This window comes from Pelomonas sp. SE-A7 (assembly GCF_030345705.1).
Lineage (GTDB): Bacteria > Pseudomonadota > Gammaproteobacteria > Burkholderiales > Burkholderiaceae_C > JAUASW01.
The window spans coordinates 817,132-832,865 of sequence record NZ_JAUASW010000001.1 but is presented as its reverse complement, the minus strand read 5'-3'; the positions used below and the strand labels follow the sequence as shown (position 1 = coordinate 832,865).

Below are 15,734 nucleotides of genomic sequence, written 5' to 3'. Positions count from 1 at the left end.
AATCAGGCGTCAGTAGCCTTCGCCGTCGGCCGCGTCCAGCATGCTGTCGAACTGGGCCGAGTCGGCGTGCGGAATGGCCGGCTTGTCCAGCGGGCGGAACACGCGACGGCGCAGGCGGTTCAGGCGCTCCGAGCATTCGACCTCGCGCACCACGCGCTCCAGGTCCAGCAGCATGGCGAACGGGTTGGCGGCGGTTTGGGCTTGGGTGTCGATCATCACGGTCTCCATCGCTTGGAATTCGATGGGATGACTCTAGGCACCCAGCCCCTTTCCTCGTAGTCGGCCCGTCGCCAAACGGCTTGTCGGACAAATTCCTAGGTGGCTGTCAGCGCAGGGTTTCGTTCGTGAAACGCGTCACGAATCCCCGGCTGGACCGGCCTCAACGGGCCGCGGCGAGGATCTTGGCGGCCAGCGCTTCGCGGCCGGCACCACTCGCGAAATCGGCCGCGGTGTTGCCGTTTTCATGCGAGAGCCGCACGTTGGCGCCCTTGGCGATCAGCAGCTCGGCCGTCGCGACCGGGGCATAGCGCACCGCCATCATCAGCGGCGTCGAGCGGTTGGGTGCGCGGGCATCGATGTCGGCGCCCTGCTCCAGCAACCAGGCGGCCGTGCCGTTGTCCGGGCCGCTGCAGGCGTAGTGCAGCGGTGTCCAGCCAGCGCGGTTGATGGGAGCGCCGCGTGCCACCAATTGCTTGACCAGGTCGAGGCGGCCGCGGATGGCCGCCATCATCATGGGCGTCTCGTTGGCCGCATTGGCCTGGTCGACCTTGGTGGCCTGGTGTTCGATCAGCCGGGCCGCGGCCGCATAGGCCTCGGCGCGCAGCGCCAGGATCAAGGCGGTATTGCCGTTGCCGTCGACCGCATTCGGATCGACGCCGCGCTGCAAGAGCTTGTTCAAGGAACCGAGGTGGTCGCGGTCGGCCGCCACCTGCAGGTCCTTCTCGTCCGGCGTGAGCGCCAGCGCCAGGCCGCTGGCGGCCAGCAGCAGGGCGGCGATCAGGGCTTGCTTGGTCTTCATGCGGGCATCCTGAAAAGGGTCCGGCAGTTGGCCGTGGTCTGCGCCGCGACCTGCTCCACCGAGACCTGCTTGACGGCCGCCAACTGGGCCGCCACATGCGGCACATAGGCGGGGCTGTTCATCTTTCCGCGGTAGGGCACGGGCGCGAGATAGGGGCTGTCGGTCTCGATCAGCAGCCGCTCCAGCGGCAGGGCCTCGGCCACGTCGCGCAGGTCTTGGGCATTCTTGAAGGTCAGGATGCCCGAGAACGAGATGTAGAAGCCGGCCTCCACCGCCGCCTTGGCCACGCCCAGGTCTTCGGTGAAGCAATGGAACACGCCGCCGGCCTGCTCGCCGCCCTCCTCCTGCAGCAGCCGCAGCGTGTCGGCGGCACTGGAGCGCGTGTGGATGACCATGGGCTTGCCGGCGATCTTGGCAGCGCGGATATGCGTGCGGAAGCGCTCGCGCTGCCATTCCATGTCGGCCAGGCTGCGGCCGTTGAGGCGGTAGTAGTCCAGGCCGGTCTCGCCAATGGCCAGCACCTTGGGATGGCGCGCCGCCTCGACCAGGTCCTCCACCGTCGGCTCGCGCACGTCCTCGTTGTCCGGATGCACACCCACTGTGGCCCACAGCTGCGGATGCTGCTCGGCCAGGGCCAGCACGCTGGGGAACTCCTCCATCGTGGTGCAGATGCAGATGGCCTGCTCGACCTGCGCCTGGCGCATCGCGTCGAGGATCTGGGGCAGCTGGGCGCTCAGCTCCGGGAAGCTGAGATGGCAATGGGAATCGATGAACATGGCGGCGACCGAAAAGCTCGGTCTCAGATCGTCTGCGTGGGCTTGGACGAGGAGATGGCGGTGCCCAGCAGTTCTTCGATCTTGAGCTTGATCAGGCGGGTCTTCTCGTCCGAGGGGAACTTGACGCCCACACCCTGCGTGCGGCCGCCAGAGGCATTGGACGGCGTGATCCACGCCACCTTGCCGGCGACCGGGTAGCGCTGCGGGTCGTCGGGCAGCGACAGCAGCAGGTAGACGTCGTCGCCCAGCTTGTAGTCGCGGCTGCTCGGCACGAACAGGCCACCGTCGGTGAAGATGGGCATGTAGGCGGCGTAGAGCGCGCCCTTCTCCTTGAACACCAGCTGGATGACGCCGGGCCGGGCACCGCCCTGAGGCGACGGAACTGCTGCGGGAGTGTCACTGCTCATGGGCGCAGTGTACCCACGGCTTCGGCGATAGCGCTCTGGCCTTGGCCGACCAGGGATTCCAGCAACAGGCCGGCGTTGAGCGGATGCTCGGCATGCCGCATCGCCCTCTGCAAGGCCTGACCCCAGGCTTGCAGCGGCGCGCCCTGCCGCACCTTGGGCAGGGCCTCGGCCGGGAAGTAGCTGGGGCCGGCGCCATGGGCCAGGCGCAGCAGGTCATGGTTGAGGCGCTGCAGCGCGTCGATGGCACGCGGCACCGGCCAATCCGAAATCGCCGACACCTCGCCGCGCGCCAAGCGCTTGGGCAGGGCCAGCCAGGCGGCGGCGCTGAGACCGTCCTGGGCCCAGCCCTGGGCCAGATTGGGCCGGCCGCCGGCCGCCCGCAGCAACACCTCGGCCTGTTCCACGCCCTGGCCGGCCAGCCAGCTCACCGCCTGCTCTCTGGCCGGCAGCGCGAGGCTCAGGGCCTGGCAACGGCTGCGTATGGTCGGCAGCAGGGCCTGCGGCTCATCGCTGGCCAGCACGAAGCGCAGCAGGCCCGAAGGTTCTTCCAGCGTCTTCAGCAAGGCATTGGCAGCCACAGTGTTCAGCGCCTCGGCCGGATAGATGACGACGACCTTGGCCTGGCCGCGCGCCGAGGTGGCCTGGGCAAAGGCCAGGGTGGCGCGCACCGCATCGATCTTGATCTCGCGGCTGGGCTTGGTCTTGCTGGCCTTGGTCTCGCCCTCGCCCGCCTCGTCCGCCAGCCCGAGCCCTTCGCGCAGGGCCTCGGGCACCAGCAGCTGGAAATCGGGATGGGTGCGCGACTGCAGGAGCTTGCAGCTGGCGCACAGACCGCAGGCCGGGCCCTGGCCGCGGCTGCTTTCGCAGAGCCAGCTGGCGGCCAGTTGCATGGCCAGGTCGAACTGGCCGACGCCGGCCGGCCCCTGGATCAGCAGCGCATGCGAGCGCAGGCCGAGCCCGGCCTGCAGTGCCTTGTGCAACCAGGGCAGCAGAGAGCTGCTCACCATCCACGCGCCTCAAGCGCGGCACGCACCTGGGCCGCGACCTCGTCGACCGTCTGGCCGGCATCGATGCGCACGAAGCGCTGCGGAAAAGCCGCCGCCCGCTCGGCATAGCCGGCACGGACGCGGCTGAAGAAGTCCAGGTCCTGCTGCTCGAAACGGTCCGCCTCGCGGGCCGCCGCGCGCCGCTGGGCGGCGACCTGCGGGTCCACATCGAACCACAGAGTCAGGTCGGGCTGTCGGCCTTGTCCTTGCAGCACCCATTGCTCCAGCGTGCCCAGCGTCGAGAGGTCCATGCCGCGGCCATGGCCCTGGTAGGCGAAGCTGGCATCGGCAAAACGGTCGCAGACCACAGTGTCGCCGCGCTGCAGCGCCGGCTCGATCACGCGCACCAGGTGGTCGCGCCGGCCGGCGAAGACCAGCAGGGCCTCGGTCAGGCTGTCCATGCTGCTGTGCAGGAACAGCCCGCGCAGGGTCTCGGCCAGCTCGGTGCCGCCGGGTTCGCGGGTCTGGACCACCGTGGCGCCGCGGCTTTCAAGCCGCTCTACCAGGGCCTGCAGATGGGTGGACTTGCCGGCCCCATCTATGCCTTCGATGCTGATGAATCTACCGCTGCCGCCCACGCTCAATGACCACGCTGATACTTGTTGACGGCGCGATTATGCGCGGCGAGGTCTTCGCTGAATTCGCTGCTGCCGTCGCCGCGAGCGACGAAGTACAGCGCCTTGCTCCGCGCCGGATGCAGGGCCGCCTGCAGCGAAGCCGCGCCCGGCATGGCGATGGGCGTCGGCGGCAGGCCGCTGCGGGTGTAGGTGTTGAAGGGCGTGTCGGCCAGCAGGTCGCGCTTGCGCAGATTGCCGTCGAAAGCCTCGCCCAGGCCGTAGATCACGGTCGGGTCGGTCTGCAGCGGCATGCCCAGCTTCAGACGGTTGATGAAGACCGAGGCCACCATGGCCCGGTCGGCCGCCGCGCCGGTCTCCTTCTCGACGATGGAAGCCAGGATCAGGGCCTCGTCCAGCGTCTTCAAGGGCAGGCCCGGATCGCGCTGCTCCCAGGCGGCCTCCAGCCGGCGCTGCAGGGCGGCGTGGGCGCGCCTGAGCACGGTGAGGTCGCTGACGCCGCGGCTGTAGGCATAGGTGTCGGGGAAGAAGCGGCCTTCGGCGGCCTGGCCCGATGCGCCCAGCGCGCTCATCAGCTCGGCTTCGCTCAGGTTGGCCGTCGTGGCCTTGAGCGCCGGTGCCTTGGCCAGGGCCGCGCGGAACTGGCGGAAGCTCCAGCCCTCGATCAGCCTCACCTGCTCCAGCACCTCGTCGCCGCGGACCATCTTGGCCAGCAGTTCGCGCGGCGTGATGCCGGCATGGACTTCGTAGCTGCCGGCGCGGATCTGGCGGGACTGGCCGGACCAGCGGAACCATTGGTAGAGCAGGCGTCCGTCGGTCTGTACGCCGGCCGCGACCCAGGCCTCGGCCACGGCGCGCGGATTCATGCCCGGCTCTATGGACAGCTCCACCGCCGGCTTGTCGAGTTGCAGGGGCTGCTGCAGCCACCACCAGGCGGCGCCAGCCAAGGCGGCCGCGACGAGCACAGCCAGCAGCAGCAGGCCGATCAGCCAGCCTGCGACACCGGCGCCCTTGCTCTTGTTCTTCCTGCGGCTCAAGACCCGACGACCTCTGTTGATTAGCGGGCGCTGATGATAATCGCGGCCATGACCGAGAACTCCAAGACAAGTGGCGCGCTGCGCCTGGCCGACTGGGGCCTGATCCGAGCCCAGGGCGAGGAAGCCGCCAAGTTCCTCCATGGACAGCTGACGCAGGACGTGGTCCTGCAGACGCCCAACCAGGGGCGCCTCGCCGGCTACTGCTCGGCCAAGGGCCGCTTGCTGGCCCTGATGCTGGCCTACAAGCGAAACAGCGACGAGCTGGTGCTGGCCCTGCCCTCCGAACTGCTGCCGGCCACGCTCAAGCGGCTATCGATGTTCGTGCTGCGCGCCAAGTGCAAGCTCAGCGATGCGTCGAACGAGCTGGCCCTGTGGGGGCTTGCAGGTGAAGCTGCCCGCGCTGCGCTCGGCGATCAGGCGCCGGCCGAGGTCTGGGCAGTGACCCACATCGCCAACAAGCTCGTCATGCGCCTGCCCGACGCCCTGGTCGAGGGCCAGTCCCTGTCCCGCTACGCCCTGCTCCAAGCCGCCGATGAGGCCGCACCGGCCTTGCCCGCGCTCACGGCCGAGACCTGGCAATGGCTGGAAGTCCAGGCCGGCCTGGCCTGGGTGCGCGGCGCCACGGTCGAGCAGTTCGTGCCACAGATGCTCAACCTCGAGCTGCTGGGCGGTGTCAATTTCCAAAAGGGCTGCTACCCGGGCCAGGAAATCGTGGCCCGCAGCCAGTACCGCGGCACGATCAAGCGCCGCACCTTCCTGTTCAAGGCGGAGGGCCCGGCCCAGGTCGGCCAGGAGCTGTTCCACAGCGCCGACGCAGAGCAGCCGGCCGGTCTGGTGGCGGCCGTGGGCACCGACCAGGGCCAGGTCTTGCTCCTGGCCGAAGTCAAGCTCGCGGCGCTGGAGGACGGCAGTCTGCACCTGGGCAGCGCGACCGGCCCGCAGCTCCAGCAGCGCCCCCTGCCCTACGAGATTGCCGAGCCTCAGTGAGCGCGCGGGCCATGGCCGAAGAGCTTTACGTCTATTACAAGCTGCGGCCAGAAGCCGCCAGTGCAGCGCGAGCGGCCTTCGAATTGGCGCGCGCATCGGCGCCGGTTCGGTTGCTGCAGCGCCCAGGCAGCGATGGACTGCTGACCTGGATGGAGATCTACACGGAAACGCAGCTTCACTGCGAGCCTCGCATTGCGGCTGCCCTGGGACCCTTCGTCCTCGGCGACCGGCATGCGGAATGGTTCGAGCCGCTGAGCGGCTGAACGCCATGGACTGGCAGTTCACGCAGCCCTTCACCCTGGCCTTACAGCCGCAAGCGGCCGATATCGACGGGCTCAATCACACGAACAACGCGGTCTACGTGCAGTGGTGCGAGCGCGTAGCCTGGGCCCATTCGGAGTCGCTGGGCCTGAGCCTCCCTGACTACCAGCGCCTGGACCGCGCCATGGCCATACGCCGGGGCGAATACGACTACCTGCTGCCCTCGCTGCTGGGCGAGGAGCTGCTGCTCGGCACCTGGCTGACCGGCAGCGACGGCAAGCTGGCGATGGAGCGCCGCTTCGAGCTCAAGCGCGCCGCGGATGGCGTGACCTTGATGCGCGGGCGCTGGGAGCTGATCTGCATTGAGATGAGCAGCGGGAGGCCGAGGCGCATGCCGGCTGAGTTTCTGCAGGTCTATGAGCAGGTGCTGGTACGCCCGGCCTGAGGCTCAAACCCCTCGCACCATCTCCACATGCCCTATGCCCGCCTCCTCGAAGCGCTCGCCGCGCTCGACGAAGCCGGCGCGCAGATAGAAGTTCACCGCTGACAGCTGGGCGTGCAGCAGCACCTCGGTGTAGCCGCGTGAGCGGCCTTCCTTCATCAGCGCGTCCAGCACCTCGCGGCCGATGCGGCCGCTGCGCATGCTGCGGATCACGGCCATGCGGCCGACCTTGGCGACGCCGGGCACATGCTCCAGCAGGCGGCCGGTGGCCAGGGCGCGGCCGAAGCGGTTGTAGGCCACGGCATGCAGGCAGCCGTCGTCGGCCGCATCCCATTCCAGCTCGGCCGGAATCTTCTGCTCATCGACAAAGACCTCGTGGCGGATGCGGTGGGCGTCCTCGCCCAGCTGGCTCCATTCACCCAGCTTGACGGTCACCATGGGCTCGCCCGCCTCGAAGGCGTCGATGGTGCCGCGCAGCGCCTGCGGCACGGCCTTGGGCACCTGCTTCTCGGCATCGGCGAACACATAGACCAGCTCGCCCAGCACCAGCAGCTCGTCGCCACGGAACACGGCGGCCTGCAGGGTCATCGAGGTGTTGCCTATCTTGAGCCGGCGTATGCCCACGTCGAGCTGGTCGTCGTAGCGGGCCGAGCCCAGGTACTCGAGCGTGGCCTTGCGAACGAACAGGTCGCCGTCCAGGGTCTTCATGGACTCGGCATAGGGCAAGGCCATGGCCCGCCAGTAGCCGCCGACGGCCGTGTCTATGTAGGTCAGGTAGTGGCCGTTGAAGACGATCTGCTGGGCGTCGATCTCGGCCCAGCGCACGCGCAGCCGCTCCAGGTGGCGGAACTCGCTGCGCTTGAGGACGGGGGTGCTCATGGGTTCAGGGCCTCCTTGATCGCCTGGGCGCAGCGCTCCAGGGCGCTGAGCGCCTCCGGAATCGAGCGCCCCATCTTGATGAAGTCGTGAGTCACGCCGCGGACCAGCTCCAGGTCCACCGCATTGCCGTTGGCGCGCAGCAGGTCGGCATAGGCCACGCCCTCGTCCACCAGCGGATCGCATTCGGCCAGCAGCACGAAGCAAGGGGCGAGCTCGGCATGGTCGTCGGCCAGCAGCGGCGCGAAACGCCAGTCCTTGCGGTGGTGGAAGTCTATGTAGTGGCCGAAGAACCAGTCTATGGATGCGGCGTCGAGCAGAAAGCCGTTGGCGAACAGCTTGTGCGAAGCCGTGTCGGCATGGGCCGTTGTGCCCGGCGTGATCAGCAGCTGCAGAGCCAGCTTCAGGCCTTGATCGCGGGCATGCAGGGCGCTGACCGCGGCCAGCGTGCCGCCGGCGCTGTCGCCGCCGACGGCGAGCCGCGAGCCGTCCAATCCCAGGGACTCCGCCGACTCCGCCAACCAGCGCATCACGGCCCAGCAGTCGTCCACGGCTGCCGGGAAGCGGTGCTCGGGTGCCAACCGGTAGTCCAGCGAGATCACGGCCGCGCCGGAGCGCAGGGCCAGCTGGCGGCACAGGCTGTCGTGGGTCTCGAGGCTGCCTATGGTGAAGCCGCCGCCATGGAAGTACAGCAGCACCGGCAGCTTGTCGTGGCTGGGTGCATAGAGGCGGGCCGACAGCAGGCCGTCGGCGCCGGGCAGCTTCAGGTCCTCGACCCGCTCCAGCGGCGCGCGCGGCAGGTCCAGGATCTCGGCCCCCATCAGGTAGGCGATGCGGGCCTGCTTGGGGCTCAGGCTGTGGAAGGCGGGTCGGTTGGCGCGATGGATGCGCTGCAGGACACCGGCCATGCGCGGTGTCAACAAGGTGCTACTCAAGAAGGGCTCCAGGGCTTAGGCTCGACCTGTTTTTTGGTGGCGCGATTTTGGCAGAGAGCAAGACATGGCCCTGATCCAGTACCTGACCCAGATCCAGCTCGACTACGGCGCAAGCGCCCTGCTGCCGCAGGAATGCGAGCGAGTGGGCATCAAGAAGCCGCTGGTCGTCACCGACCCCGGCGTGCGGGCGGCCGGCGTGCTCGACAAGGCGCTGGCGGCGTTTGGCGGCCAGGCGCTGGCGATCTTCGACGCCACGCCCAGCAACCCGACCGAGGCCGCGGTGCGATTGGCGGTCGAGCAATACAAGAGCGCTGGCTGCGACGGCCTGGTAGCCATAGGCGGCGGCTCCAGCATCGACCTGGCCAAGGGCGTGGCCATCGCTGCCACGCATGAAGGACCGCTCAAGACCTACGCGACCATTGAAGGCGGCAGCCCGCGCATCACCAAGGCCGCCGCGCCGCTGATCGCCGTGCCGACCACAGCCGGCACGGGCTCCGAGGTGGCCCGGGGCGCCATCATCATCGTGGACGACGGCCGCAAGCTGGGTTTCCACAGCTGGGAGCTGATGCCCCGGGTGGCGATCTGCGATCCCGAGCTGACCCTGGGCCTGCCGCCGCTGCTGACCGCAGCCACCGGCATGGATGCGATTGCCCATTGCATGGAGACCTTCATGTCGGCCGCCTTCAATCCGCCGGCCGACGGCATCGCCCTTGAAGGCCTGCGCCGCGGCTGGGCCCATATTGAGCGAGCGACCCGTGATGGCAGCGACCGAGAAGCAAGGCTCAACATGATGAGCGCCAGCATGCAGGGCGCCATGGCCTTCCAGAAAGGCCTGGGCTGCGTGCATTCGCTCAGCCACAGCCTGGGCGGCGTGAACCCGCGGCTGCACCACGGCACCTTGAATGCGATGTTTCTGCCGGCCGTGGTGCGCTTCAACGCGGCCCATCCCAGCCTGCAGAACGAAGGCCGGCTGCAACGCATGGCCCAGGCCATGGGCCTGGAAGGCAGCGATGCCGAGGGCAAGGCCATCGCCGAAGCCTTGGGCGAGATGAATGCGCGTCTCGGCCTCGCGACCGGCCTGGCCGCGCTGGGCGTGCAGGAAGCGCAGTTTGAGGCGGTGATCGAGCATGCCCTGCTCGACCATTGCCACAAGACCAATCCGCGCCTGGCCAGCAGCGAGGACTACCGGGCCCTGTTGCAGGCCTCGATGTAGCCGCGGGCTCAGCTGCCGCAGCCGCCTCCGCCACAGCTGCTGCCGCAGCTGCAGCCCCCTCCCCCGTCGCCGCAGCTCGAACTGCTGCCGCAGCTGCTGCCGCCGGAGCCACCGTCGCTCATGGCCTTGCGGCGCTCGGCCATGGCGATTTCTTCGTAGCTCAGCAAGCCCAGGCCGGCCATTGCAGCGACGCCCATAGCAGGATGCGGGCTTGGCCTGCCCACCGGTCGGCCGCGTTCGTCCTGGTCCTGGTGGAAGAGCTGGCTGCCGTAGCCGCCGAAGCGGTAGGCCCAGCCGTTCGGCGCCTTGAGCAGCCGGTCGGCCGCGAACAGCAGCGGCAGCTTGCGGCCCAGCGGCGACAAGCCTTCGTTACGGCAGGCCGCCACCCAGCAGCGCGACAGCGATTGGTCCAGCGGCGCCTGCATCTCGGCCCGCTCCACATGAGGCAGGACGATGCCGAAATGCTGCTGCTGGAAGGCCGCGAGCCCGGCCGGCTCGTGCTTGAGCCAGAGATGCCAGACCGAGTCGGCCGCCCGCGAAGGCAAGGCGCATTCGCCCTTGTCCGACTGTTCCTTGCAGCTGTCGAAGAACTGCAGCAGGGCGCCGGCCGCCAGCAGCCAGTCGGCTTCGTCGGGTCGCCAACCCGGCATGTCTTCGTTGATGCGTTCCAGCCAGAGCTGCTGGATCCGCGGCGGAATCTTGTCCACCAAGCTTGCGAGATCGGCGGATCGCTGACGCAGTTCCCGCCGGTTCGAGGCCGTCTTCCAGCCCAGGCGCCAGCGGGCCCAGGTTCCCTTATGTTCTTGTCGGATGCTCTCTGTCATCTTGTCCTCCAGTTCTCGTTGTTGTCGGTATCGCCAATGTGCGACATCGCCATGACCAAATCATGACAGGCGCAAACAAAAAGACCGGGCCTAGGCCCGGTCTCGTACTTCAGGTCGGATGCCGACGATCAGCCATGTTTCTTGTCGAAGAACTGTTCGTCCTCCGTAGAACCCTTGAGAGCGGCCGTCGAGGCGTCGCGTTCGATGGTCGTGGTCACGGCGTCGAAGTAGCCGGTACCGACCTCGCGCTGGTGCTTCACGGCGGTGAAGCCCTTTTCGGCGGCGGCGAACTCGGCTTCCTGCAGCTCCACGAAGGCGCTCATGTTGTTGCGGGCATAGCCGTAGGCCAGGTTGAACATCGAGTAGTTCAGGCTGTGGAAGCCGGCCAGCGTGATGAACTGGAACTTGTAGCCCATGGCGCCCAATTCGCGCTGGAACTTGGCGATGGTGGCGTCGTCCAGGTTCTTCTTCCAGTTGAACGAGGGCGAGCAGTTGTAGGCCAGCAGCTTGCCGGGGAACTTGGCGTGGATGGCCTCGGCGAACTGCTTGGCGAAGGCCAGGTCGGGCTTGCCGGTCTCGCACCAGATCAGGTCGGCATAGGGCGCATAGGCCAGACCGCGGCTGATCGCCTGGTCGATGCCGTTGCGGGTACGGAAGAAGCCTTCGACGGTGCGCTCGCCGGTGCAGAAGGGCTTGTCGTTGTCGTCGATGTCGCTGGTGACCAGGTCTCCGGCTTCGGCATCGGTACGGGCAACCAGCACGGTGGGCACGCCCATGGTGTCGGCAGCCAGGCGGGCGGCCACCAGCTTGGCCACGGCCTCGCGGGTCGGCACCAGCACCTTGCCGCCCATGTGGCCGCACTTCTTGGCGGCGGCCAGCTGGTCTTCGAAGTGCACGCCCGAGGCGCCGGCCTCGATCATGGCCTTCATCAGCTCGAAGGCGTTCAGCACGCCGCCGAAGCCGGCTTCGGCATCGGCCACGATGGGGGCGAAGTAGTCGATGTCGTCCTTGCCTTCGCTCCACTGGATCTCGTCGGCGCGCTTGAAGGTGGCATTGATCTTCTTGACCACCTTGGGCACCGAGTCCACCGAGTACAGCGACTGGTCGGGGTACATCTCGCCGTTGCTGTTGGCGTCGCCGGCGACCTGCCAGCCCGACAGGTAGATGGCCTTCAGGCCGGCCTTGACCTGCTGCATGGCCTGGTTGCCGGTCAGCGCGCCGAGCGCATTGATGAAGGGCTCGGTGTTGACCAGGTTCCACAGCTTCTCGGCGCCGCGCTTGGCCAGCGTGTGCTCGATGGGCACCGAGCCGCGCAGGCGGACCACGTCGGCGGCGCTGTAGCCGCGCTGGATGCCTTTCCAGCGCGGGTTCTCGGCCCAGTCCTTTTCGAGGGCGGCGATCTGCTGTTCACGGGTCATGTTCGTCATGGCTTGCTCCTGCGGGGCGGTGAGGTTGGGAGAGGAAGAAAAACGCGTTTGAGTCGGCGACTCGATGGCTCAAATCTATGCCTGCTCGCCAAGTCTTGGAAGACTTATGTCTTATATAAGACTAAATATTTTGTTATTTCAAATCAATGACTTGGGTTTTGTTTTTCGGAATGCGGAAATGCATTCGCCATCATGAGAAAAATTGCGGCGATGCAGCAACGACACATTTCACGATTCGAAATGGGCGTTTTGGATCATGAAAAGTGCACCGGAATAGACTGGCCCCGCCCTCGAGGACCACAAGCCCATGACCCAACTGCTGACCCCCAGGCTGCGCCTGGAACCCTTTGCGCCCGAGCATCTGGACGGACTCCAGGCCATGAACCGCCAGCTCGAGGTGATGCGCTACATCAGCGGCCGGCCCGAGACCCGCGAGGAGACGCTGGCCAGCATCGAGCGGGTGCAGGCCCGCTGGGCCGACTGGGGCTATTCCTGGTGGAGCTTCTTCGCGCGCGAGAACGGCCGCCTGGTCGGTGCCGGCTGCATCCAGCATCTGGACCGGGACTCGGCCCAGGCCCATGAAATCGGCTGGCGCCTGCAGCCCGATTGCTGGGGCAAGGGCCTGGCCTCAGAGGCTGCCGAACACATGGCGGCCTTTGCCTTCGAGCATCTGAAGGCACCCCTGCTCTGCGCGATCTGCCATCCCGACAACCAGGCCTCGGCCCGCGTGATGCAGCGCCTGGGCATGGGCTACCGCGGCTTGGAAACCTGGTACGACAAGGAATGGTCGACCTATGCAATGACGGCCGAGCAGTGGGCCGCCTCAGGCCGCCAGGTCGAGCTGCAGATCCTGGGTCAGAGACCGCCGACGAAGTAGCGCTTCAGGCCGGCCAGCACCATCTCCACGCCGATGGCGGTCAGCACCAGGCCCATCAGCTTCTCTATGGCCGAGACCACCGAATCGCCGAGCAGCTTGCGGATGCGGTCGCACAGCAGCAGGGTCAGGAAGGAGATCACCAGGGCCGTGGCCAGGGCGCCTATCCATTCCCAGATGCGCTCCGGCTGGCGCGAGGCCAGCAGCAGCACGGTGGCCATGGCCGAGGGGCCGGCCAGCAGCGGTACGGCCAACGGAAAGATCAGCGGTTCCTTGCCCGGCTCCAGGCCGTAGGACGAGTCGCCGCTGGAGCCGAAGATCATGCGGATCGCAATGATCAGCAGGATCACGCCGCCTGCCACTTCCAGCGAACGCTCCGACAGGTGCATCACCCGCAGAAAGGTCTCGCCGAAGAACATGAAGGCCAGCAGCACGATGAAGGCGATGCCGACCTCGCGCAAGGCCACCCGCGTGCGCCGCTCCCGCGGCACCTCTCGCATGATGGGGATGAAGATGGGCAGGCTTCCCAAGGGATCCAGCACCAGCAGCAAGAGGATCAGGGCGGAGAGAAAGCTATGGTCCATGACAGCGATTCTCTCCGTCCTGATCGGGTTTCAAAGCCTGCTTAGAAAGTGCCGCTCAGCGAGACCCCAATGGTCCTTGGCTTCATGTAATAGGCCTGACGCACCGACTGGATGTTGGGCTGCTGCAGCACCTTGTGGTTGTTGCCGGCGTTCTTGATCGAGAAGTTCAGGTCCCACTTGTCGAAGTTGATGCCCCAGCTGGCGTCGACCGTCATGTAGGCCGGGCGGTCGTAGTCCGGTTCGCCGCGCACCAGGGAGCCGTGGCTGGCGCCGGTCCACTGCGTGTTCAGGCGGGCAACGCTGTCGAAGCCGAAGGCCTTGAACAGGTATTCGCCGCCCAGCTTGAAGCTGTACTTGGGCACGCCCTGGATGCTGTCGCCCTTGCGGACGTTGGGCAGGCCGTCATCGCCCATGCCCAGCGAGGGCACGTCCTCGGCGAACACGGCCTTGTTGTAGCCGCCGCCGCTGCTGATGGTGAAGTCGGGCGTGATGCGGGCCTTCAGCTCGAACTCGACGCCGTCGCTCTTGGCCTTGCCGACATTGGTCTCGAAGTCGAAGCCGGCGGTCGGCAGGTAGACGTCCTGCTGGATGTTCTTCCAATCGATGTGATAGGCCGCCAGGTTCAGCATCACCTTGCCGCCCATCAGGCGCGACTTGCTGCCGACCTCGTAGCTGCGCAGGCTGTCCGGGCCGAAGGCCGCGGTCTGGGCGAACGTCATGCCCAGCTTGGCCAGGTCGCTGATGTTGGCGGCGATCGCCGGGATCGGCCGGTTGGCGCCACCGAGGCGGAAGCCGTCGGCGACGTTGGCATAGAGGCTGGTGTCCGCATCCATGTCCCAGGTCAGGGCAAAGCGCGGCGTGCTCTTGTTGGCCTTGGTGTCGATGGCGGTTGTGGACGGGCCGCCGGCGAAGAAGAAGTCGCCCTCGCGCTTGAAATCCTCGCTGGACTTCAGGTAGCGCATGCCGGCCGTCAGGCGCAGTGACTTGCTGAAGTGGTAGGTCAGCTCGCCGAACACCGACTTCTGCTTGGTGTTGTAGTGGCGGGCAGAGAAGTAGCTGTTGTCGTTGGCGAAAGCGCCGGTGTAGATGCCCGAATCGTCCACCCACTGGTGGGCGTCATAGATGTTGACGCCATTCTTGGTGAAGGCCTGGGTGATGCCGAACACCGGCTCGTTGTCGGCCACGTCGGTCTTGGTGGAGGCTGCGTAGATGCCGGCCACCCAGGTGATGGGCGTGCCACCGGCCTGGTAGTCCTTGGAGGCCAGGCGCAGCTCGATCGACTTCTGGTCGATCTTGTTGTCCAGATACACGGCCGACGGCAGGTAGGTGACGATGTTGGCCACCGCCGGGTTGGCGATCAGGCTGCCGATGTAGCTGGAGTTGATGCTGGTGCCGTCCTGCGTGCGGTTGAACTTGCGCTGGTAGGTGTTGACGATGGCGGTGAAGTCGGCAAAGCCCAGGTCGCCGTTCAGGGTCAGCGAAGGCACGGTCAGCTTGTCGTCGCCCGGCTCGCGCATGATCTTGGAGGTCTGGAACAGGGCCAGCGGCTTGTCGGCGTTGAACTCCTGGTAGCTGCCCACGTTCAGGTACGACGCATCGATGTCCTTGCTCTTGCTGTGCTGGTAGAACAGCGCCGGCGTCAGGCTCCAGTCCTTGTTGAACTGGAACTTGGCCGAGAGCTTCAGCACCGTCCAGTCCACGTCGTTGATGCCCTTGTCGATGACCTGCAGGGTCTTGGGGCTGACCTGGTCGATGTAGCCCGCGTCATGGCCAGCCTGCACACCGATGCGCAGCGCCGCCACGCCCTGCTGCAGCGGCACGTTCAGCACGCCCTGGGCCATGTAGTTCATGCCGCCATGGCTGGTGCTCGAGACCTCGGCCAGCACGTCGCCGGTGAATCGCTTCAGGTCGGGCTGCTTGCTGATGAAGCGCAGCGTGCCGCCCATGGAGCCGGCGCCGTACAGCGTGCCTTGCGGGCCGCGCAGCACTTCCACGCGCTCCAGGTCGAAGAAACGCGGCTCGGCCGTGCCCTGGCTATAGAGGTTGCGGGTGGTCAGCGAAACGTCGTCCAGATAGACGCCGACGGTGGCCGAGCCGGCCTGCGAGCTGACGCCGCGGATCTCGATGGTCGAAAGTCCGGCGCCGCCCTGGCTGCTGAACGAGACGTTGGGCAGGTTGCGGGTCAGGTCGGCAAAGTCCAGGATCTGGCCTTCCTTCAGCGCCTCGCCGCCAATGGCGGTCACGCTCAGCGGCACCTTGCGGGCGTCTTCCACCCGCTTCTGCGAGGTCACGACCACGGTTTCCAGTTGCTGGCGGCTTTCGGCCGTGGGCGCGGCGGCCTGCTGGGCCAGCGCGGGAGCGGCCAGAACGGTCATCGCTGCGGTGGCGATCAGGGTCGGCTTGAAATTCATGATCGAAGGACCTCGGGGGCTGTTGTTTTCGAAGCCGCCAT

At 67.0% G+C, this 15,734-nt stretch carries 18 protein-coding genes; 5 read left to right on the top strand and 13 right to left on the bottom strand.

Features of this window, described 5'->3' with window-relative positions:
• Positions 1–9: 9 nt before the first annotated feature.
• The 7 genes from QT382_RS03720 to mltG all read right to left on the bottom strand — a co-directional run bounded on the left by QT382_RS03720 (position 10) and on the right by mltG (position 4,811).
• The gene (locus QT382_RS03720; protein WP_289252694.1) at positions 10–216 is read right to left on the bottom strand and encodes a hypothetical protein; all 207 of its coding nucleotides are present in this window, start codon (positions 214–216) and stop codon (positions 10–12) included.
• 163 nt (positions 217–379) lie between these two features.
• The gene (locus QT382_RS03715; RefSeq protein ID WP_289252693.1) at positions 380–1,018 is read right to left on the bottom strand and encodes an ankyrin repeat domain-containing protein; all 639 of its coding nucleotides are present in this window, start codon (positions 1,016–1,018) and stop codon (positions 380–382) included.
• The gene (locus tag QT382_RS03710) at positions 1,015–1,794 is read right to left on the bottom strand and encodes a TatD family hydrolase (RefSeq protein ID WP_289252692.1); all 780 of its coding nucleotides are present in this window, start codon (positions 1,792–1,794) and stop codon (positions 1,015–1,017) included. The genes QT382_RS03715 and QT382_RS03710 overlap by 4 nt, the downstream gene beginning before the upstream one ends.
• 23 nt (positions 1,795–1,817) lie before the next feature.
• Positions 1,818–2,201 (bottom strand): PilZ domain-containing protein, encoded by a 384-nt coding sequence (locus QT382_RS03705; RefSeq protein WP_289252691.1) that lies wholly within the window; start codon positions 2,199–2,201, stop codon positions 1,818–1,820.
• Positions 2,198–3,205, bottom strand: coding sequence for a DNA polymerase III subunit delta' (gene holB / locus QT382_RS03700; RefSeq protein WP_502929810.1), 1,008 nt, complete (start codon positions 3,203–3,205; stop codon positions 2,198–2,200). The genes QT382_RS03705 and holB overlap by 4 nt, the downstream gene beginning before the upstream one ends.
• Positions 3,202–3,825 (bottom strand): dTMP kinase, encoded by a 624-nt coding sequence (gene tmk, locus QT382_RS03695; RefSeq protein ID WP_289254685.1) that lies wholly within the window; start codon positions 3,823–3,825, stop codon positions 3,202–3,204. The genes holB and tmk overlap by 4 nt, the downstream gene beginning before the upstream one ends.
• 2 nt (positions 3,826–3,827) lie before the next feature.
• On the bottom strand, positions 3,828–4,811 hold the full coding sequence (mltG, locus tag QT382_RS03690; RefSeq protein WP_289254684.1) for an endolytic transglycosylase MltG: 984 nt from the start codon (positions 4,809–4,811) through the stop codon (positions 3,828–3,830).
• Between the two features lie 96 nt (positions 4,812–4,907).
• Here mltG and ygfZ point away from each other — a divergent pair, with 96 nt between their 5' ends.
• The 3 genes from ygfZ to QT382_RS03675 are packed head-to-tail and all read left to right on the top strand — an operon-like array spanning position 4,908 to position 6,552.
• Positions 4,908–5,846 (top strand): CAF17-like 4Fe-4S cluster assembly/insertion protein YgfZ, encoded by a 939-nt coding sequence (gene ygfZ, locus QT382_RS03685; protein WP_289252689.1) that lies wholly within the window; start codon positions 4,908–4,910, stop codon positions 5,844–5,846.
• A gap of 11 nt (positions 5,847–5,857) precedes the next feature.
• Positions 5,858–6,109, top strand: a complete 252-nt coding sequence (locus QT382_RS03680) for a DUF4936 family protein (RefSeq protein WP_289252688.1) — start codon at positions 5,858–5,860, stop codon at positions 6,107–6,109.
• A 5-nt stretch (positions 6,110–6,114) separates the two neighbouring features.
• Positions 6,115–6,552: an acyl-CoA thioesterase gene (locus QT382_RS03675; RefSeq protein WP_289252687.1), complete on the top strand. Its 438-nt coding sequence runs from the start codon at positions 6,115–6,117 to the stop codon at positions 6,550–6,552.
• Between the two features lie 3 nt (positions 6,553–6,555).
• Here the strand turns inward: QT382_RS03675 and QT382_RS03670 are convergent, their stop codons facing one another.
• Together QT382_RS03670 and QT382_RS03665 are read right to left on the bottom strand one after the other, a co-directional pair.
• Positions 6,556–7,428, bottom strand: a complete 873-nt coding sequence (locus tag QT382_RS03670; protein ID WP_289252686.1) for a YbgC/FadM family acyl-CoA thioesterase — start codon at positions 7,426–7,428, stop codon at positions 6,556–6,558.
• Positions 7,425–8,333, bottom strand: a complete 909-nt coding sequence (locus tag QT382_RS03665) for an alpha/beta hydrolase (protein ID WP_289254683.1) — start codon at positions 8,331–8,333, stop codon at positions 7,425–7,427. Before QT382_RS03665 ends, QT382_RS03670 begins: the two co-directional genes overlap by 4 nt.
• Before the next feature lie 91 nt (positions 8,334–8,424).
• On the opposite strand from QT382_RS03665, the gene gbd reads away from it, so the two are divergent.
• The gene (gene gbd, locus QT382_RS03660; protein ID WP_289252685.1) at positions 8,425–9,573 is read left to right on the top strand and encodes a 4-hydroxybutyrate dehydrogenase; all 1,149 of its coding nucleotides are present in this window, start codon (positions 8,425–8,427) and stop codon (positions 9,571–9,573) included.
• A gap of 8 nt (positions 9,574–9,581) precedes the next feature.
• On the opposite strand, the gene QT382_RS03655 is transcribed toward gbd, so the two are convergent.
• Positions 9,582–10,280 (bottom strand): UCP032817 domain-containing protein, encoded by a 699-nt coding sequence (locus tag QT382_RS03655; RefSeq protein ID WP_289252684.1) that lies wholly within the window; start codon positions 10,278–10,280, stop codon positions 9,582–9,584.
• Between the two features lie 245 nt (positions 10,281–10,525).
• Positions 10,526–11,815, bottom strand: a complete 1,290-nt coding sequence (gene aceA, locus QT382_RS03650) for an isocitrate lyase (protein ID WP_289254682.1) — start codon at positions 11,813–11,815, stop codon at positions 10,526–10,528.
• A gap of 316 nt (positions 11,816–12,131) precedes the next feature.
• Here aceA and QT382_RS03645 point away from each other — a divergent pair, with 316 nt between their 5' ends.
• Positions 12,132–12,701, top strand: a complete 570-nt coding sequence (locus tag QT382_RS03645) for a GNAT family N-acetyltransferase (RefSeq protein WP_289252683.1) — start codon at positions 12,132–12,134, stop codon at positions 12,699–12,701.
• Here the strand turns inward: QT382_RS03645 and QT382_RS03640 are convergent.
• On the bottom strand, positions 12,680–13,282 hold the full coding sequence (locus QT382_RS03640) for a MarC family protein (RefSeq protein WP_289252682.1): 603 nt from the start codon (positions 13,280–13,282) through the stop codon (positions 12,680–12,682). The genes QT382_RS03645 and QT382_RS03640 overlap by 22 nt on opposite strands.
• A gap of 41 nt (positions 13,283–13,323) precedes the next feature.
• The gene (locus QT382_RS03635; protein WP_289252681.1) at positions 13,324–15,693 is read right to left on the bottom strand and encodes a TonB-dependent receptor; all 2,370 of its coding nucleotides are present in this window, start codon (positions 15,691–15,693) and stop codon (positions 13,324–13,326) included.
• Positions 15,694–15,734: the final 41 nt, after the last annotated feature.